Annotated in this window: 18 protein-coding genes; 4 read left to right on the top strand and 14 right to left on the bottom strand. The window is 36.8% G+C overall.

Annotation, left to right across the window (positions count from 1 at the left end):
* Positions 1-11: 11 nt before the first annotated feature.
* Positions 12-500, bottom strand: coding sequence for an HAD family acid phosphatase (locus AC0IWE_RS23695; RefSeq protein WP_471795001.1), 489 nt, complete (start codon positions 498-500; stop codon positions 12-14).
* Positions 382-777: an HAD family acid phosphatase gene (locus AC0IWE_RS23690; protein ID WP_471795000.1), complete on the bottom strand. Its 396-nt coding sequence runs from the start codon at positions 775-777 to the stop codon at positions 382-384. The genes AC0IWE_RS23695 and AC0IWE_RS23690 overlap by 119 nt, the downstream gene beginning before the upstream one ends.
* A 225-nt stretch (positions 778-1,002) precedes the next feature.
* On the opposite strand from AC0IWE_RS23690, the gene AC0IWE_RS23685 reads away from it, so the two are divergent.
* A complete protein-coding gene (locus tag AC0IWE_RS23685) occupies positions 1,003-1,713 on the top strand; it encodes a hypothetical protein (protein ID WP_471794999.1) in 711 nt (236 codons plus the stop codon).
* A gap of 50 nt (positions 1,714-1,763) precedes the next feature.
* Here AC0IWE_RS23685 and AC0IWE_RS23680 read toward each other — a convergent pair whose 3' ends face one another.
* From AC0IWE_RS23680 to AC0IWE_RS23640, 9 genes are all read right to left on the bottom strand, one after another.
* Positions 1,764-2,891 (bottom strand): ATP-binding protein, encoded by a 1,128-nt coding sequence (locus AC0IWE_RS23680; RefSeq protein ID WP_471794998.1) that lies wholly within the window; start codon positions 2,889-2,891, stop codon positions 1,764-1,766.
* 202 nt (positions 2,892-3,093) lie between these two features.
* Positions 3,094-3,990, bottom strand: a complete 897-nt coding sequence (gene atpG, locus AC0IWE_RS23675; RefSeq protein WP_463497450.1) for an ATP synthase F1 subunit gamma — start codon at positions 3,988-3,990, stop codon at positions 3,094-3,096.
* 87 nt (positions 3,991-4,077) lie between these two features.
* Positions 4,078-5,652: a F0F1 ATP synthase subunit alpha gene (atpA, locus tag AC0IWE_RS23670; RefSeq protein WP_025144014.1), complete on the bottom strand. Its 1,575-nt coding sequence runs from the start codon at positions 5,650-5,652 to the stop codon at positions 4,078-4,080.
* Between the two features lie 139 nt (positions 5,653-5,791).
* On the bottom strand, positions 5,792-6,331 hold the full coding sequence (atpH, locus tag AC0IWE_RS23665; protein ID WP_471794997.1) for an ATP synthase F1 subunit delta: 540 nt from the start codon (positions 6,329-6,331) through the stop codon (positions 5,792-5,794).
* Between the two features lie 92 nt (positions 6,332-6,423).
* The gene (locus tag AC0IWE_RS23660; protein WP_055912905.1) at positions 6,424-6,918 is read right to left on the bottom strand and encodes a F0F1 ATP synthase subunit B; all 495 of its coding nucleotides are present in this window, start codon (positions 6,916-6,918) and stop codon (positions 6,424-6,426) included.
* 89 nt (positions 6,919-7,007) lie between these two features.
* A complete protein-coding gene (gene atpE, locus AC0IWE_RS23655; protein ID WP_055912908.1) occupies positions 7,008-7,223 on the bottom strand; it encodes an ATP synthase F0 subunit C in 216 nt (71 codons plus the stop codon).
* A gap of 41 nt (positions 7,224-7,264) precedes the next feature.
* A complete protein-coding gene (atpB, locus tag AC0IWE_RS23650) occupies positions 7,265-8,395 on the bottom strand; it encodes a F0F1 ATP synthase subunit A (RefSeq protein WP_471794996.1) in 1,131 nt (376 codons plus the stop codon).
* A gap of 14 nt (positions 8,396-8,409) precedes the next feature.
* Positions 8,410-8,799, bottom strand: coding sequence for a hypothetical protein (locus tag AC0IWE_RS23645; RefSeq protein ID WP_471794995.1), 390 nt, complete (start codon positions 8,797-8,799; stop codon positions 8,410-8,412).
* 228 nt (positions 8,800-9,027) lie between these two features.
* Positions 9,028-9,252, bottom strand: a complete 225-nt coding sequence (locus AC0IWE_RS23640) for an AtpZ/AtpI family protein (RefSeq protein WP_471794994.1) — start codon at positions 9,250-9,252, stop codon at positions 9,028-9,030.
* Positions 9,253-9,362: 110 nt separating this feature from the next.
* Between AC0IWE_RS23640 and porW the strand changes: the two genes are divergently transcribed.
* The 3 genes from porW (at position 9,363) to uvrC (ending at position 16,447) form a co-directional block, all read left to right on the top strand.
* Positions 9,363-12,128 carry a type IX secretion system periplasmic lipoprotein PorW/SprE gene (gene porW / locus AC0IWE_RS23635; RefSeq protein ID WP_471794993.1) on the top strand — a complete coding sequence of 922 codons (2,766 nt, stop codon included), beginning with the start codon at positions 9,363-9,365 and terminating at the stop codon, positions 12,126-12,128.
* Positions 12,129-12,233: 105 nt separating this feature from the next.
* Positions 12,234-14,453 carry a transglycosylase domain-containing protein gene (locus AC0IWE_RS23630; RefSeq protein ID WP_471794992.1) on the top strand — a complete coding sequence of 740 codons (2,220 nt, stop codon included), beginning with the start codon at positions 12,234-12,236 and terminating at the stop codon, positions 14,451-14,453.
* A 191-nt stretch (positions 14,454-14,644) separates the two neighbouring features.
* A complete protein-coding gene (uvrC, locus tag AC0IWE_RS23625) occupies positions 14,645-16,447 on the top strand; it encodes an excinuclease ABC subunit UvrC (RefSeq protein ID WP_055912927.1) in 1,803 nt (600 codons plus the stop codon).
* Between the two features lie 109 nt (positions 16,448-16,556).
* Here the strand turns inward: uvrC and porN are convergent, their stop codons facing one another.
* The 3 genes from porN to porL are packed head-to-tail and all read right to left on the bottom strand — an operon-like array spanning position 16,557 to position 19,855.
* Positions 16,557-17,468 carry a type IX secretion system ring subunit PorN/GldN gene (gene porN / locus AC0IWE_RS23620; protein WP_471794991.1) on the bottom strand — a complete coding sequence of 304 codons (912 nt, stop codon included), beginning with the start codon at positions 17,466-17,468 and terminating at the stop codon, positions 16,557-16,559.
* A 7-nt stretch (positions 17,469-17,475) separates the two neighbouring features.
* On the bottom strand, positions 17,476-19,008 hold the full coding sequence (gene porM, locus AC0IWE_RS23615; protein ID WP_471794990.1) for a type IX secretion system motor protein PorM/GldM: 1,533 nt from the start codon (positions 19,006-19,008) through the stop codon (positions 17,476-17,478).
* 40 nt (positions 19,009-19,048) lie between these two features.
* Positions 19,049-19,855: a type IX secretion system motor protein PorL/GldL gene (gene porL, locus AC0IWE_RS23610; protein WP_055912936.1), complete on the bottom strand. Its 807-nt coding sequence runs from the start codon at positions 19,853-19,855 to the stop codon at positions 19,049-19,051.
* Positions 19,856-19,879 lie beyond the last annotated feature (24 nt).

Here is a 19,879-nt window from a genome sequence, read left to right as displayed (position 1 = left end):
AATTATAAAACTTAGTAACTTTTTAATCGTTCTAATCTTTGTTTTGCTTTATCCTGATCACTAAGCTTTTCTCCCTGATACAAAGGCTTTTCCCAATCTCCGTACATTGGGTTTGGCAATACAATATATTTTGCCCCAAACAGTTGCTGATTGGCATTTACCTGCTCGAAGGTATTTTTCTGTTCGCGGTAAAAAATATTACTAAAATCGCTTAAATTATCGCCACATAACAGAAGAATATCATGTGTTTCTGCTATTTTTTGTCGGCGTGGTTCTTTGTTTGATGTTCCTTTCGCTACAATCAAATGTGCATCATCTGCATAAGGAAATCCAAAATGTTGAAGGTTTTTTAATGTTGCTGTGTAATCTTTTTCATCACGGTTACTCACATAAAAAGTCTCGATATTTTTGGATGCCGCAAACTTCAAAAAAGACAATGCCTCCGGGAACGGTATCTGCTTTGGCCAAACTGGTCCATTCTGTCCAGTCTGCAGGCACATAACTGAGTCCTTTTTTAATTTCGTGGCCCTGAAAAGCAGAATTATCCAACACAGTTTCATCAATATCAACAATTATACAGTTGTTTTTTTTGCTGGTATCAGCCCATAATGCCTCTTTTAATGATAGCCTGGCAAAATTATACGCCTGAAAGCACAAGGCTCGATACTCGCCCGAGGTTTGTTGCCATAACACGGCATTTGTATAATCTCTTGCCGGATTTTGGGCTTTCGTAAAAAAGGGGAAAGCAGATAAGATGATAAAGATGTATTTTTTCATGCATAAATATTATATGCAAAGATATTAAAAGACAATAAGAACCGACTTGATAAAAAACTTTATAAACGATCATGTTTGCATTTTGAATTCTGCTATAAGAATAAATACATTCGAGTAAAAAACAAAATACATCTCAATAATAATAACCGGAAAAAATTTCTCAATTAAGTTTTTAGTTATTGTTTTTTCTTTACTTTTGACCACACACAAATAAAACCTTTGATTATGAAATTTAAACACTTAATGGGGATAGCTATTGCCCTATTTTTCTTTGCAGCATGCAAAAAAAACAATCCCGTTATTGAACCGCCGGTTATCCAAAAAGAAGATCCACTTGAATATGCGAAAGACAGTATATCTTATAGTATCGATGGAAAAACCTACAGCACAGCCAAATATTCAAGTATTTCAGGAGCAGGGAATTATCAGCCAAACTCGAAGGTTGATTCTATTGTTAAAAATGCCTATTATATTTCTGGGAATAAAGACTCTGTTTTATACTCAAAAAGGTTCGCAATTTATAACGATGACAGGATCGTTAATGTCACATTCATAAAAACATACAACAAAAATGTAATGAGGCAGGTACTTATATTGGTTCCGAACGATGTATACGATCTGTTTAAAGTTGGTAGCCGTAATTATGCTTTGGATTTTGGGCGAGACAACAAACAGAATGGAATAGCCATAAGCATTTCTGATAAAGACACTTACAAAACCTTTGGATCAGATTCTTTTAGAAATCCCCCTACTTTAAGCCCAGATGCTCAGAAGGAGTCAAAATTTGAAGTAATCAGTTTCAGAAAGTTAAAATCCGGAACTTACGTTTTAGAAGCAAAGTTTAACGCCACAGTTTATAATAGCGAAAACCATAGCAAAAAACTGGAAAATGGCTATCTTAGGATTGTATTATCCCCATACGATTTCTTTTTATAAAAGAGAAGCCCATTTCTTAAGCGAAATGGGCTTCTCTTTTATAATAAACTTCAACCATTCAAAAAGCTTCCTCTACCGGCTTTAGATACGATCAGCGTTTCTGCTTCTGGATAGGCCTGCGTAAAAGTTGCAGGAATTTTATTTTTACCTCTTTCATTCCATTTAAACTCAACGGCTAACAATCTCTCTTTCGTTTTTTCGATATAATCGATTTCCTGTTGCTGAGTTGTACGCCAGAAAAAGCATTCAGCTTCCATTTGATGCTGATGCAAAAACTTCATCCGCTCGGCAATCATATAATTTTCAAACAATGCACCTACATCATTTCTGTTGGCTATTGGATTAAAATTCCGTGTAATGGCGTTTACAATTCCAGTATCATAGAAATAAATCTTTTTATTCTTTTTTATTTCATTGCGCACATTACCCGAAAATGCTGGTAGCGTAAAAACCACAAAAGATTTTTCGAGCAGATTGATATACTTATCAACTGTTTTATGGTCTGCTTTCACCAATTGTGCTAGTTCAGAAAAATTAACCTCGCTTCCGATCTGTAAAGCCAATGCTTTTACAATTTTCTCAAACAACAGCGGCTTTTTCACATCTTCTAATGCGAACAGATCTTTATATAAATAACTATCTGCAAGTAGTTTCAAATTCTCCTCTGCATTATGCGGGTCGTTAATAATTTCGGGATAAGAACCATAAATTAAACGTTGCTCCAGCGATCTTTCTTCGGTAATGAAATCGGTATCGTTTACCAGTTCGGCATACGAAAAAGGCAAAAGCATCATTTCATATTTCCGGCCAGTTAAAGGTTCGTTAATTTTACCCGATAACTCAAAAGCCGACGAACCTGTAGCAATTACCTGAACATTTTTAAAGCGATCTACAATAATTTTAATCAGTAAGCCCACCTCAGTTATGCGCTGTGCTTCGTCAATAAAAAGCACTTCATAGTTACTAAGCATCTGCGCAATCTGTATTGCGTTGGGCTTTGCTAAAATTTCCCTTACATCAGCATCATCTCCATTCAGGTACAATGTCCTTTTATCCACTTTGACTAACAGCTGTTCTACAAAAGTAGTTTTACCTGTTTGCCTTGGGCCAAATATGATGAAGGCTTTCCCTTTAAAGAGCCTTGCCAAGGCATAGTTTAACTGTTTCCTAATAATCATAACAAAAAATTACTAAACAAAAGTATAATAATTTTGGATCTTAATCCATAAAAAACATAATAATTATGGATTTTAATCCATGAAAAACATAATAATTTTGATTTAAAAATTATTGGAGAATGAAAAAGCCCATTTCAATTAAGAAATGGGCTTTATATTTTTTTGGACTCAGGACTAAAAACGCCCAACTCCACACTAAATGTTATCCGTTCAATGCTGCTGCACCACTTACAATCTCAGTTAACTCAGTTGTAATTGCTGCCTGGCGTGCCTGGTTGTATGAAAGTTTTAAAGCTTTCAACAATTCTCCTGCATTTTCAGTTGCTTTATCCATTGATGTCATACGTGCGCCGTGTTCAGAAGCATGAGAATCTAAAACAGCTTTATACAATTGGATTTTGATTGATTTAGGAATCAATTGCTCAACAATTTCTTCTTGAGATGGCTCCAAAATATAATCAACGTTAGCTGCTTTTTTATCTGCTTTTAAATCAGCTGGTGCTTCTTCCGCTTTTGGCAAAGGCAATAACTGTTCAGTGGTAATAAATTGTACAGCGGCGTTTCTAAAACGGTTATAAACTACTTCTACTTTATCAAAGTCGCCTTTAATAAAACCAGCCATAATCGCGTCTGTAATTTTGGTTACATTTTCGAAGGTTAAAGCTGAGTACACTTCATTATTGTTTCCAATAACGTTGTATTTGCGTTTTTCGTAAAAATCTTGAGTTTTCTTACCGATTGAAATAATGCTTACATTACCGTTTTTCAACTGTTCGCTATATTTCTCAGCAATTAAATTGTTGGCCGCTTTAATTACGTTCATGTTAAAGGCACCAGCCAAACCACGGTTTGATGATACAGTAACAATTAAAACCTTATTGGGCTCACGCTCTTGAATAAAAGGTGATGAAGACCCTTCTAAACTTGCAGATAGATTACCTAAAATCTCTTTCAGTTTAGTTGCATAAGGACGTAAAGCGATAATTGCATTGGTAGCACGTTTCAACTTAGCTGCCGAAACCATTTTCATAGCTTTCGTAATCTGCTGCGTTGATTGTACAGATGCAATCCGGTTTCTTACTTCTTTTAAATTAGCCATTCTTTATTTAGATGTGAGATGTGAGATGTAAGATGTAAGACGTTTCCGGCCTAATCTCAAATCTCAAATCTCATGTCTCAAATCTTATTAATATTTACTTGAAATCTCTTTTGCTACGGTATCTAAAACACCAGTAATGGTATCGTCAAATTTACCAGCTTTTAAGGCTGCCAAAGTTTCTGGGTGACGTAATTCCAATTGAGTTAAGAATTCAGTTTCAAATTCTTTCACTTTGTTAACCGGAACACTACGCATTAAGTTTTTGGTACCAGCATAAACAATAGCAACTTGTTTCTCAACAGTAAATGGAGAAAATTGTGCTTGTTTCAACATTTCTACGTTACGTGCACCTTTATCTAATACCGATTTAGTTGCAGCATCTAAGTCTGAACCGAATTTAGAGAAAGCCTCTAATTCGCGGTATTGAGCCTGATCCAACTTTAAAGTACCTGCTACTTTTTTCATCGATTTGATCTGAGCATTACCACCTACACGTGATACCGAGATACCTACGTTGATTGCCGGACGGATACCAGAGTTGAACAAGTTCGACTCTAAGAAAATCTGACCATCAGTAATCGAAATTACGTTGGTTGGGATATATGCTGAAACGTCACCTGCCTGAGTTTCGATAATCGGTAAAGCTGTTAATGAACCACCACCTTTAACGATATGTTTAATCGATTCTGGTAAATCGTTCATTGCTTTTGCGATATCATCGTTAGCATTGATTTTTGCAGCTCTTTCTAACAAACGACTGTGCAAGTAGAATACGTCACCTGGATAAGCCTCACGGCCCGGTGGACGACGAAGTAATAAAGATACCTCACGGTAAGCTACAGCTTGTTTAGATAAATCATCATAAACAATTAATGCTGGTCTACCTGTATCGCGGAAAAACTCACCAATTGCAGCACCTGCAAACGGAGCATAAAACTGCATTGGAGCAGGATCTGCAGCCGAAGCGGCAACAACAACTGTATATGGTAAAGCACCATTTTCTTCCAATGTACGTACAATGTTGGCTACAGTAGAGTTTTTCTGACCGATAGCTACATAAATACAGAACACAGGCTGGCCTGCTTCATAAAATTCTTTTTGATTGATAATGGTATCGATACAAACAGCAGTTTTACCAATCTGACGATCACCAATAACCAACTCACGTTGACCACGACCGATTGGAATCATTGCATCAATTGCTTTAATACCTGTTTGTAATGGCTCATTTACCGGCTGACGATATATTACACCTGGTGCTTTACGCTCTAAAGGCATTTCGTAAGTTTCACCTAAAATTGGACCTTTACCATCTAAAGGCTCACCTAAAGTGTTCACTACGCGGCCAAGCATACCTTCACCAACTTTAATAGAGGCAATTTTTTTGGTACGTTTAATCGTATCACCTTCTTTGATCTCGTCTGAAGCACCCAAAAGTACCACACCAACGTTATCTTCTTCAAGGTTTAATACAATACCTTGTAGGCCGTTTGCAAATTCAACTAATTCTCCCGATTGAACTTTAGTTAAACCGTAAACACGGGCAATACCGTCGCCCACTTGCAGCACGGTACCAACTTCTTCCAGTTCGGTTTCTGATTTGAAGCCCGCCAATTGCTGTCTGATAATTGCCGATACTTCGTCTGGTCTTACCTCTACCATAATTTTACTTTATATCTTTTTGTAAATGTTTAGTGCTTAGCGCATGGCGCTTGGCTTTTATTTGCCATCCGCTTATCGCAATGTTTTTATTCGCCGTTTAGCGCATGGCGTTTTCCGCTATACGCTTCCCGCCTGGCGCTTATTGCGCAAATTCCTTTTTTAATTTACTTAAACCGCTGGCAATACTGGCATCAAATTGCTTATCACCAACTTTTAATATAAATCCACCAATCAGTTTTTCATTAATTTTTTCATTAATAATTACCTTATTGGCATTTAATTCTCTTTTTACAATTTCTACAATCTGCTCTTTAGCTACAGTGCTTAACGCACTTGCTGTAGTTACATCAGCAGTAACAATACCTTTAATTAAATTATATTGTTGTACGAACTGTTTAGCAGTAGCAAATAAAATTGCTGAACGGCCTTTGCTTACTACAATCTTAAAAAACGAGATGGTTAGTTTACTTACTTTATCAGCAAAAATACCGTCTAAAATACCAGTTTTCTTATCTAAAGGTACAATCGGGTTTTTTAATATCGCTTCTAGTTCAGGGGTTTCATCAACCACTTTCTCAAACAAAACCATATCATTGTAAGAAGCTTCTAAAGCGTTGTTTTCAACGGCTAAGTCTATTAATGATTTGGCGTATCTGCTTGCAACTTTAATTTCTGACATATTCTTAGGTGTGAGACCGGAGATGTGAGATGTGAGACTTTGGCGTTACCACCCCTCTCATATCTAATATCTCAAATCTAGTATCTCAAATTCTAGTTTAATTCAACGTCTTTTAACAAGTTTGCTACTAAAGCTTCCTGCTTGGTTTTATCATCCAATTGAGTACGTAAAACTCGTTCTGCAATTTCTAATGATAAAGTAGAAACTTGGTCTTTAACTTCTGCTAAAGCTGCTTTCTTTTGGTTTTCGATTTCGATTTTGGCTTTCTCAATCAATTTAGTACCTTCTACCTGAGCTTGTTTTTTAGCTTCGTTTAAGATACCATCTTTTAAGGTTTTAGCTTCCTTTAAAATCTCATCACGTTCAGCACGTGCCTGTTGCATTAAATCTTGATTTTGGCTGGTTAAACGGGCCATTTCTTGTTTAGCCAATTCAGCTTTGTTAAGGGCTTCATCAATGCTTTGCTCACGTTCGTGAATAGCACCTAAAATAGGTTTCCAGGCAAATTTTCTAAGTAATATCAATAAACACAGAAACGATATTCCAGTCCAAAAAACTAATCCTATGCTTGGGGTTACTAAATCCATCTTATCTAATTTTTTAAATCTTAATCTTATTAATAAGGCGGGGTAAATAACCAATCGTTAAATACCCTGCCTAAATTTTTCAGTTTGAATTATTTAAGGCTGTTACCTAATAATGCAACTACTACACCGAATAAAGCAACACCCTCAATAAGGGCAGCTGCGATAATCATTGCAGTCTGAATTTTTGATGCAGCTTCTGGTTGACGAGCAATACCTTCCATTGCTTTACCACCTACTTGACCGATACCGATACCTGCACCGATTACTGCTAAACCGGCACCAATTGCCGCGATTGAACCTACCATAACTAATTTAATTTATATTAATTGTAAAAAATAGTTTTCTATTAATGATGTTCTTCAACTGCCATTCCAATAAATAAGGCAGTTAATAATGTAAAAATAAAGGCCTGTAAAAATGCTACAAGCAGTTCTAATATATCCATAAAAATTACGAATGCTACTGAAACCGGAGCAATAGCTAATGTTTCGAAAATAAAGATTAAGGATATTAAACTTAATACAATAATGTGACCCGCAGTAATGTTTGCAAACAAACGAACCATTAGGGCGAAAGGCTTAGAGATAATACCAACAACCTCTACTACAACCATTAATGGCCATAACCAAAATGGAACATCTGGTAAAAAAATGTGCTTCCAGTAATATTTATTTCCATTTAAGTTTACAATAAGCAAAGTACCTAAAGCCATTACAAATGTGAGTGCAATATTACCGGTAACGTTAGCACCTCCAGGAAAAATTGGCACTAAGCCCAACAAGTTGTTAAATAAAATAAAGAAAAATATCGTTAACAAGTAAGGCATAAACTTAGCGTATTTATGACCAATATTTGGCTTAGCAATATCATCCCTTACGAAAACAATAACTGGCTCAATGAAAGATTGCAAACCTTTAGGTGCTTTACCAATACGTTTTTTATAAGCTCCAGCTACAGATATAAATACAATCAGAATCAGGAAAATAGCTACAAACATTGCAGCAACGTTTTTTGTAATGGAGAAATCTAAAACAGATTTACTTGCTTCCTCATCAATTTTACCATCAGCTCCAACTACTTTGATATGATCCTCTTCTAAACGATAGTTGTTATATTTACCGTTATAATCATGTTCTCCATGATGAAAGTTAGCTGAAGAGAAAACCTCCAAACCATTCGGAGTATATAAAATTACCGGAAGAGGCATAGAAGTATCGCCCCAAAAGTGCCAAATATGAGAATCGGCAATGTGTTCCATGATTACCTCTGTAGGCTCAAATTTCTTTTCTTCATGACCAGCAGCACCATGTTCGCCTGCAGCTGCTTGCGCAGATTCAGCTACAACACTATCAACGGGAACAACAGCGCTATCAACCTGAGCGAAAGTATCAATTTTGATAGATAAAAACGCGATTAAAAGCGTAAAAACAATAGTTAGCCTTTTAACTTTAGACACAAAAACTCGGTTACAATCCATTTATTGGCAGTTTTTTACTTTAAATTTTGGTGGCGCAAGTTACGTAACAAACAGTAAATTTCAAAGGCCGTAAACAATAAATATAAAGAAAAAAAATTAAGCAGAAATACAAGCCCAATTCCCTTTGCTTTTATACTGTAAATCAATACAAAAGCCATACAAAAAATCATCTTCACTGCAATTGATCCCATAATAGCCATTACACCTACTTCAGGGTCGCGTTTTACACCAATATCAACCAACAAGTATGCGATGTAAGTAATCCCGGCTAAAAAGCCAAACATCACCCAAAAATTGTTAATTAAAAGTGGTTGATCAGGAAATAATAAAGGTAAAACAGCAACAATGCCTATTAATAGGCCTACAAAAATGAAATAGATACTTGTAAATTTGGCTAGAGTCAATGTATAAATTCTTAGCAGATAAAAACTTTTGCAAAGATAAGGTTTTTAGGATCAAGTAACTAGTATGAAAGAAAATATTGTTTTGAGTGGTTAATTGTATGAATGAGTTAAGTGGTTAACCATGTGAATTCATTAACCGAAACACAAGTTCCAACTTCAAAATTTAGGCCGGTTGCTGATCGCAAACTGAAGATTGCCAACTACAAACTGAAGATTGAGAACTAAAAACTAATCTTTAGTAACCTGCCTAATGGCCTGATACAAGGCAATCCCCACGCCTGCTAAAGCAAATGCTGCTGTAATTAAATTGGTTTTGCTGTTTCTGTGTTCATCTATTTTATAACCAATAAAAGTAAGCAGGCCAATTGTGGCGAACATTTGGAAGCCAATAGCAGAATATTTTGCCGCTGCATTCACCTTTTTCTTTGTATCTTCTTCTTTAGGATTTTCCATTTTTTAATGCAATAATTAAATTAACTTTGAATAATTAAAATTTGGTGCCAAATAAAATATTTTTCTATATAAATTGTTTATTGTATATCCACCTAAGAGATTGATCATACTTGAAAAATTACGCTAGCAAAAACTTAAATTTCTTCTTCATCTTTTTAAGTGTCCTCCTGATCTATGGTTGCGTCGCAAATAAAGATACTGCTGTAGACCGCAGGTTTCAAAACTTAACGGCAAGGTATAATTATATCTATAATTCCAATGTATTGCTTACTGAGTATAACGAGAGTTTATTACAAAGTTATGCAGATAATTATGAAAAAACATTACCTATTTATCTTGATCCTGAGCCGCAGATTAACCTTGTACTAACACCAGGAGTAGCCAATAAACAACTGGATGAAGTAATTACCAAAGGGCAAACCATAATAAACGATAAAAGTTTTAGCAACTATATTGATGATGCCTACATGCTTTTGGGTAAAGCAAACTACCTAAAAGGGAATTATTTTATCGCATCAGAATATTTCGATTATACAGCAAAAACATACAGCAGCGATTTAAAAACTTTCATCATGGCCATGAACTGGAAAGCGCGCAGCCAAATGCAGTTGAACAACATGGTGCTGGCTGATAAAATTCTTGATACCATGCTGCGTGCCTCAGATGAATTGAAAAAAGACCTGGCTGAGCCATTGGCAACTGCTGCTCAGATGCGCATTTATCAAAAAAGAAATAAAGAAGCCATTCTTTTTCTTGAATCTGCAATTGCACTTCCGGCAGATAAGCAATTAAGGATTCGCTGGCGTTTTATTCTTGCACAATTGCAGGAAAAAGAGAAAAACCTTCAGGATGCTTATGCAAATTTTACCAAGGTTGAGAAGAGCAATGCCCCTTTCGAAATGTATTTCCATGCCAATCTGAACAGGATTAAACTCAAGGCATTGTTAAGCGGCGTAAAATTAAATAAGGAACAGCAATTGCTTGCTTTGTTAAAAGATGATAAAAACATCGACTATACGGATCAGATTTATTACCAGGTGGGAGAATTATTTTCTGCTGAAGGCAATTTTGTAAAGGCCGAAGAAAATTACCATAAATCAGTTTTAAAAAGTACAAGAAATCAAAACCAAAAAGCATTATCTTATTTAAGAATCGCTGATTTAAACTTTAAGGAAGTTAACAATTATATCAAAGCGAAACTTTATTACGACAGTACAGTAATGATTTTGCCTAAAAACTTCCCTGATTATGAAAACATTGTTAAAAAAGCCGATAATCTTAAATATTTAACCGACAGGTACACTATCATCGCAAAAGAAGATACAGCCCAGGCCATTGCTAAACTACCGGCAAACGAGAGAGAGGCTAAGGTTAAGGCATATTTAACCCCAAAAGTCGAAGTAAGCAATACTGGTGGAGTAATCAGCAACCAATATCTAAATGATCCCAATTTCCCCAATCAAACGCTAAATGCGTCAAACAATACTACCGGAAACACTTTTTACTTTAATAATAATGCTGCAATAAGTAATGGTTTTGGAGATTTTAAAAAGCGTTGGGGCAATAGGCAACTGGAAGACAACTGGAGGCAGAGCAACAGATCTTCGGCACAGGAAACCAACCAGGTTTTAGCTGGTGGTAATGTAGCCACTGGAATATCGCCGGCAAATGGTGAGCTAAATCAGGCTGCTGCAGATCAAACCTCCATAGAAAAACAGTTTTTGGATGGTCTTCCAACAACCCCTGCCCTACTGGCCACATCTGATCAAAAAATTATAGATGCATATTTCGAAATCGCCAGTTTTTACCAACAGGAACTAAATGATAAACCGGAAGCAAATAAAATCTACCTGGAACTGATAAAAAGGTATCCTGAAAATAATCATCTTGTTGCCATTTACTATAGTTTGCATTTAAATTATAAAGGTATTGATGAAGTAAAATCAGATCAATATAAACAATTGGTGCTTACAAAATTCCCCGAATCTAATTTTGCTAAAAACATCCTTGATCCATCCTATTCGGCTAAACAAACCGAAATTGAGAATATTGCCATTAATAATTACAACGTAGCTTTTGATGCCTATGCCAAAAAAGATTATCCAAACGTGGTAAAACAGGCCGATGATAATATTGCTGCATTCCCTAATAATGATTTAGCTCCTCAATACGCTTATTTAAAGGCCATTGCTGTTGGGCGTACATCCAAAGTAGATGCCTTACTTACAGAATTTAACCTGATTACCACGCTTTATCCCAACGATAAAATTATTACACCTTTAGTTCGCGATCATTTGAAATACATTGAGGCAAACCTCGATGAATTTAAACAAAGGCCACTTGCTCTTGTTGATTTTGATGCAAACGCACCACGTTTTGTTAGTCAGGCCACACCTATTGCCGTTCCGGTAAAACCATTGGTAACCGATAATGCCATAGTGAAAACTGCAGAGCCAGTTACCCCCGCTAAACCGGTTGAGGTTAAACCAACTGATACAAATAAGCCTGCAAGCATTTTCAGCGAGGCAAAATCAGAAGAATATTATTATGTAATTGATGTAGCCGATGCCACTTTAACCTTAAGTTCATCGCGTTTTGGGATAGGACAATTTAACCGCGGCAATTACCCTGATAATGATTTGGAACATAAATTGGTAGAGTTGGATAACGATCAGCTGATTTACATCACCAGTTTTATTGATTTGGAGGATGCTAAACTTTACGAATCGAGCATTACAGGACAATTAAAGAACATTATGAAGGTTCCGGCCAATTTATATAAAGGATTTATCATCAGTAAAGAAAACTTTTTAAAGCTGACAGACCGCCCCCGGATTAACGAGTATCTGGAGTTTTTAAAGGACGCTTACAAGTAATTATAGAATACTGAACAATTGCCTAAAAAGCTATTCTATAAAAAATTAATAAATTTGCATCCAAAATCTCCTATTCTGGAGATTAATGGAAAATAACACAACAAAATGAATAAGTCTCTTTCTGCACAAGAAACAAAAAGATATAGTTTAATCATCTGGAAAATACTAATTGGCGGAATTGCGCTATTTGCTATTTTTATTTCTATGATCGGTTTGGGCCTTTTTGGCGCATTACCTTCTTTCAGGGATATCGAACACCCAAAAAGCAATCAGGCTTCCGAAATTATTGCCGAAGATGGCCGTCCATTAGGTACATATTTTGTCCAAAACAGGTCCAATGTTACCTATAAGGATATTTCTGAAAATGTTATTAACGGATTAATTGCGACAGAGGATACCCGTTTTAAAGAACATTCGGGCATTGATTTTAAACGGACTTTTTCGATTATCGGATACAATTTAATCGGCAAAAAACAAGGTGCAAGTACCATTACCCAGCAATTGGCCAAAAATCTTTTCCCTCGCGAATCAAACCTTAATTTCTTCTCATTGGTATTAACTAAATTCAAAGAGTGGATTGTTGCCGTTAAATTAGAGCGCAATTATACCAAAGAAGAGATCATCACCATGTATTTAAACACGGTTGATTTTGGAAACCAGGCTTATGGCATTAAATCTGCAGCGCGTGTTTACTTTAATACCACTCCCGATAAATTAAATTTAACACAGGCTGCAACTCTTGTGGGCATGCAAAAGGGAATCACCATGTATTCGCCAACCCGCCACCCTGAACGTTCAAGAGACCGTAGAAATACGGTAATGGCCTTAATGGTTAAATCGGAACTGCTCACCCAACAAGAATTTGACGAACAAAAGGAAAAACCTTTAAATCTACATTTTAATGCCGCAACCGTTAATGATGGCATTGCCCCTTACTTCCGCTCCGTACTGAAGAATGATATCAAAACTATTTTTCAGGAGCAATCGATTACCAAACCTGATGGCACTCCTTACGATTTAGACCGCGACGGTTTGAAAATTTATACCACATTAAATTATGACATGCAGGTATATGCAGAAGAAGCCCAAAAAGAATACATGAAGCTATTACAGGCACAATTTATAGCCAGTTGGAAAGGAAGAAATCCATTTAAAGATAAAGCCTTGCAGATAGAACAGGGCATTAAACGCTCAGATCGTTATAAATCGTTAAAATTGGAAGGTAAATCTGAGGATGAAATTAAAGATGATTTCAATACCAAAACTGAAATGACCATTTTTACCTGGAAAGGGAATATTGATACCGTAATGAAACCTATCGACTCAGTTAGGTACTATAAAATGCTATTGCGTAATGCCATGATGACGATGGACCCTACAAATGGCCATGTAAAGGCATGGGTGGGCGGCATCAATTACGAACATTTTAAATACGATCAGGTGAAAATGGGAACCAGGCAGGTAGGTTCGACAGCAAAACCTTTTACTTATGCCGTAGCCATCGAAAATGGTTATTCACCTTGTTATACTGTTCCAAATGTTCCGGTAACGATAGAGGGCTATGGAGATCCGTGGACACCAAGAAACTCTGGAAAACCTTTGCCAGGGAATATTACATTACAAAAAGCACTCGCGTATTCACAAAACTTTGTTACAGCATATTTAATGAAACAGGTTGGTCCTGTTGCTGTATCCACATTGGCCACCAAAATGGGGATACCAAATGTACCCGCATTTCCTTCCATCTGTTTGGGTACTTTCGATTCTTCTATTTTTAATATGGTGGGTGCCTATGGTGCATTTGCCAATAAAGGAACATATACCAAACCGATTTATCTGTTAAGAATAGAGGATAAAAACGGCGTAGTTCTGTTTTCTCAGAAGGAAATACCAAAACCTATTATGAGCGAAGAAGTAGCTTATGTAATGACGAGAATGCTTAAAGGTGTGGTAACCAATGGAACCGGATCGAGATTAAATTATAAATACAAGGTTAATGCACCAATCGGGGCTAAAACAGGTACTACACAAAATAACTCTGATGGATGGTTTATGGCCATTACTCCTCAATTGGTTACCGGTATTTGGACAGGTTGCGAAGACAGGGCCTTTCACTTTATCAGTACCAGCCAAGGGGAGGGAGCGAATACAGCACTACCAATTTTTGCAGGTTTTATAAAAAAGGTTTATGCAAATCCTGCCTTAAAAATCAGTCATGCAGATTTTGAAGCACCCAAATCTGGTGTTTCCATTACCTTTGATTGTAATCAATACCAACAGCAAGAAGAAGGTACAAGCGAGCTGGATGAGAAGTTAGGTTTCTAGTGGTTTTCCTGCGTGAGGGATAGCAGTGGAAATCCTTTTGTTATACCTTGAGCGTAGTCGAAAGGTAACAAAAGATTGTAACGGATAGCCCGACCCTTTGCGAAGCTTAGGTGGCACGCCCAAATTATAAAATGGTAAATCTGTGCTCAAATTAATTAAATTCTCCCTTTCGAATCTTATTTTTGTAAATAATGAGCAGTTTCGACCATAAAACAGCATTAACCGCAATTCCGCATAAACCCGGCGTATACCAGTATTGGGATGCGGATGGAAAGCTGATGTACATTGGCAAGGCGAAAGATTTGCGCAACCGCGTTGGGTCTTATTTCAATACCGACCGGAATCAGTTTAATGGCAAAACAAGGGTACTGGTATCCAGAATCAGAAAAATTACCTTTACTATAGTTGATACCGAAATAGATGCTTGGCTGCTGGAAAACAGCTTGATTAAAAAGCATCAGCCCAAGTTCAACATCAACTTAAAAGACGATAAAACCTATCCATGGATTATTGTTAAAAATGAGAATTTTCCACGTATTTACTGGACAAGGAAGGTAATTAAAGATGGTTCTACCTATTTTGGCCCCTACGGCTCGATAGGCATGATGCATACCATATTAGATCTTATTAAAGAAACTTATCCACTGCGTACCTGCAGTTTGCCCCTAACGGAGAAAAATATAGACGAAGGAAAATTTAAAGTTTGTTTAGAATACCAGATAGGCAACTGTAAAGGACCTTGCCAAAATTATCAGACGGAAACCGACTACGACAAAAATATTGCTGAGATTAAAGAAATCTTAAATGGCAAAATCGGTAATGTAATCCGCGATGTAAAAGGCATTATTAAATCCGCTTCGGAAGACTTGAACTTTGAAATGGCGCATCAATATGCCCGCCGATTACAGGTTCTGGAAAAATATCAAAGTAAATCGACTGTTGTAAACAGTGCCATTACCAATGTTGATGTGGTGAGCATCGCTTCTGATGAACGCTATGCTTTTGTAAACTACCTAAAGGTGATGAATGGTACAATCATCCAAACGCAAACCATAGAAGTTAAAAAACAACTCGATGAAAGCGACGATGAGATTTTAACCCTGGCGATGCTCGAATTCAGAACGAAGTTCAGTAGTACCTCAAAAGAAATTATTGTGCCTTTTGAACCTTCTTTAGAAGATGAAAGTTTAAAATTTACGGTTCCTAAACTCGGGGAAAAGAAAAAGCTTTTAGAACTTTCGCAAAAGAATGTTTTGTTCTTTAAAAAAGAGAAGTTAAATCAGTATGAAAAACTGAATCCAGACCTACGCACGGATCGGATTTTAGCAACCATGCAAAAAGATTTGCGTTTAACACAGCTTCCAAAACACATTGAATGTTTTGATAACTCCAACTTTCAGGGAAAATACCCGGTTTCTGCAATAGTTGTTTTTAAGGATGCCAAACCATCAAAAAAAGATTATCGCCATTTTAACGTGAAAACGGTTGAAGGTCCGAATGATTTTGCGACCATGGAAGAAGCCGTTTTCCGCCGTTACAGGAGAATGTTAGATGAAAACCAGACATTACCTCAACTCATCATTATTGATGGCGGTAAAGGGCAGCTTTCGTCAGCAATGAAGAGTTTAAAATTATTGGGCATAGAAAACAAAGTAACAGTAATAGGCATTGCAAAACGTTTGGAAGAATTATTTTATCCAGGCGATTCTTATCCGCTTTACCTGGATAAAAAATCAGAAACCTTAAAGATAATTCAGCAGCTGCGTGATGAAGCCCACCGCTTCGGAATTACATTTCACCGCAAGAAACGCGACCAGGGAACACTTAAAACCGAACTCGAACAGATTGAAGGCATCGGTAAAACCACAGCTGATAAGCTGTTAACGCAGTTCAAATCTGTTAAAAAGATTAAAGAAGCTACAGAGAAAGAATTGGCTGAGGTATTGAATAAAAAGCAGATGCTCACCCTTAAAGCTTATTTCAATCAGGAATAATTTCTTTTATAAACTTCATCCGCTCATCATATTTTAGAAAGATTTTCCAATACGGCTAAAACGGGGTATAAAAAAAGGCTCCGATTTAATCGAAGCCTTTTTAATTAGATTAGTATTCCCACAGACCTTGTTCGTAATCAAGAACAGATTTTTTGATCCTTTCTGATTCGTACAATCTTTCTCTCGGGTTAGTGATAATATCTCTGATTTTATTGTCGCCAGGATTTGATTCTTTAACAATATAGCTGCTAAATAAACGGCGGATAAAGAAATCATCAAAACTTAATGATGAAGCGTCATTATTAGTATTAATTAAACGCTTTTTAGTTAAAATTTCTCTTGCTTCCGGATAATATACCCAAAATACAGGCTGCCATTGTTTAGAAACCTCATTGTATTTTAATGGTGCGATACCTACAATACGAGGCTCGAAAATAGAACGTTTGGTATCAAAAATCCAATCTTCTTTAATTCTGAATTTTAAGAACAGTTCAGGATTAAAATCGTTAACTACAGTAGTAACTGTACCTGTTTTATTGTTCGAAACCTCTGCTGTTCCTAAAGCCGACTTTGCTGCAGAATCTGCAGACATTGGATTAAGAAAAGCATCATCCTCGTTTAAAGCACTATCAATTGGTGAATATGCGGTGAGTTCGTCCTTTTTAATGGCTGAAATTAACACATCAATTAGCCTGGATTTTGGCGATTTAAGTGCCGAATTAACGGTATCACGTAAATCAATTTCTCTCCAAATCCGTTTTGCATAAAAAACATCCTCTTCCCTAACATCTGCCAAAGGAACCATTTCAGTACTGTCAATATCTTTACGGGCATAAAAGCCATCTTTCGGTGGTACCTTAAGCTTCTTTTTAGCCGTTTTAACAGGAGCTTTCACAGTATCTACTGCGGGTGCAGCAGCTAACGGCGCAGCTTTTTTTGGTGCTAACCTGGTAGGCTTTCTCTGTGCAAAAGCAAATGTGGTTAACAAAACTAAAATAGCAATACTTACAATCCTTTTCATCTTCTTTTTATTTTACGCTAAACGCTAATGAAGGCAAAATTCTTTGACGGCCATCTGGTCCAACAGAAACAATATCTTCAAAAAACACTCTGGTACCCGGTGTAATTGAGTTAATGGCTCCCTTAATCGCTCCAGCGAAACTGCCACCGCTACCTGCAATGGTAACCGCATCAGAACGAGGTTTAATGATTGTTAATTTATAACGTTGGATTTTGAACTTCACATCAAAAGGAAAATCATCCAAATCTGCCTCAATTTCCGATTCGCTTTTTAACTGTACAGATGCAACATCACCTCCCGCACGACCGCCAACCTTGGCTACCGGAGCTGGAATAGCTTTTACTCTGAATTTTTGTGAACCTAAACTAACCGTTTTACCAGCATTATTAGCCGATACATTAATGGAAACTTCCTGACCAACCATGCTGCCTGGAACATTAACATTAAAGTTTCCGTTACTACCACTCATCGATCCTCCAGAAATAGAAGCGCGAACACTTTCCAATGGAAAACCTGCAGCAGAAACTGTAAATGGATTGGCAATACCTGCATAAATTACATTCAACTTTGTTGATGAAACAGATGCTGATGGTTTTGCCACCTGATAAGTTTGTGGCTGGGTTTTGTATTCTTTTACCTGCCCATCAGTTTGACGAACGCGTACTGTACCCACCCAGGTAAACTGACCAACGCTACCTGTACCGCCAGTGTATGTTCCTTTACCGTCTTTAATAGACAATTTATTCCCATTAACTGTAATATCAGGAGTTGATCTGGAATCGCTGGCTGTTAAAAATACTTCAGCGGTATAAGGCTGCCCTTGAATTACATAAGACGTAGGTGCTACTGCAACGGCTGCAAACTGGTCAAGATTAACCTGTGCCTTATCCATATTTCCGAACAATTTTTTAACAACTTCTGCTTCAGCATTCTTAGTATCTGTTTGCAGTTTAGTTAAAATTGTCATTGCAGCAGTTAATGGCGTACCCTCACCGAAGTAAGTTTCTTGCCAGTTGCCTTTTCTTTTTCTTGCAGGATCTTTGGCTTCAAGAGAGAATGCAACACTTGCTCTATCTTCCTTATCCAATAAAGAGATTAGTTTTTCGCGGGTAGCATTAATTCTTTTCTTTAACTCATCTGCCTTCTTTTGATTGATCATGATATTTTGAGCAATATCCTGATTTGATCTGTTTACTAAGTCTTCGGTTTCCGGATCGATTCCGTCACCAGCCTGAGTAAACTCTTTTTTAATGCTTTCAATATAGTTATTTAAATCATCAGCTGCCTTTTGCGCTTGTTTAGCCCTATCGTAAATAGGCTGGGCGCGTGCTGGCTCTTCTTTTAACTTTGAGTTTTCGAAGGCAGAAAATAATTGATTAATACTTGTATTTACATTGTTTTTAGAGGTATCCAAACTATCGTTGATATTTTTGAATGCATCTAAAATGGTATCTGATACGTTTAAGGCCAACATCGCCAACAATACCAAATACATGATATTGATCATCCGCTGCCTCGTTGTTTCTTTTCCGCCTGCCATGTTTGATGTAGCTTTTCCTTTAAATTAAAAACTAAACAAATTATACACGTGGGCTGTTCATAGCCGATAGCATATTGCCATAAATTGCATTAAGCGATGATAGGTTTTTAGCCAATTTGTTCACCTCTTCTTTAAACTGTTTCGAATCTTCCATCGATTCGTTAAAGTTCTGCATGGTTAAAGATAGGTTTGAATAAAATTTATTCATCGATTTTAAATGCGCACTCGAATCCTGTAATTCTAATTCATATACAGCATTTAAAGCAGATAAATTTTTAGCCAAATTGTTAACCTGGTCATGGTATGCCTGAGAATCTACGTTACTCTCGCCCATTGCTTTCAAATTAGCTGTTGCCTTTTCAAAAGATGCACTTAAATTGTCGAAACCAGCTGATGCCGTTTTAACTTTTCCAGTAAATTCGTTAGTAGCCGTAGAAGCATCAGCAACGTTAGAAATTGTTGCCACTTTATCACCAAAAGTACGCAAACCTGTACCCAGGCTTTCAATCAGTTCTGGTCCGATTTTAGCGTCAGATAACATTTTGTCTAAAGCTGCTGTGTTCGAAGATCCTACTGCTGCAACCGGTCTTGCTGATGCTGTTGGTAACTCACCTTTAAAATCTGCATTTAATTCTGGGTAAACCCTTTCCCATGCTGGTTCTGGTTCTGGTGGAAAAAATCCGGTTAAAAAGAATAAAAATGCTTCCACTCCTAGACCAAGCCCAATCATGTAGTTACCCACAATTCCACCAATGTGTAGAATTTTAAATAACGCTCCGATAATTACAATACTTGCTCCCCATGAAATCGCTACGTGTAACCAGCCTGGTTGTTTCTTTGCTGCCATAAAATTTTGATGTTTTTCTTTAGT

It is taken from the genome of Pedobacter sp. AC402 (assembly GCF_979252805.1).
Note: the sequence above shows the minus strand (reverse complement) of the source record. Positions and strands in the feature narration are given on the sequence as shown.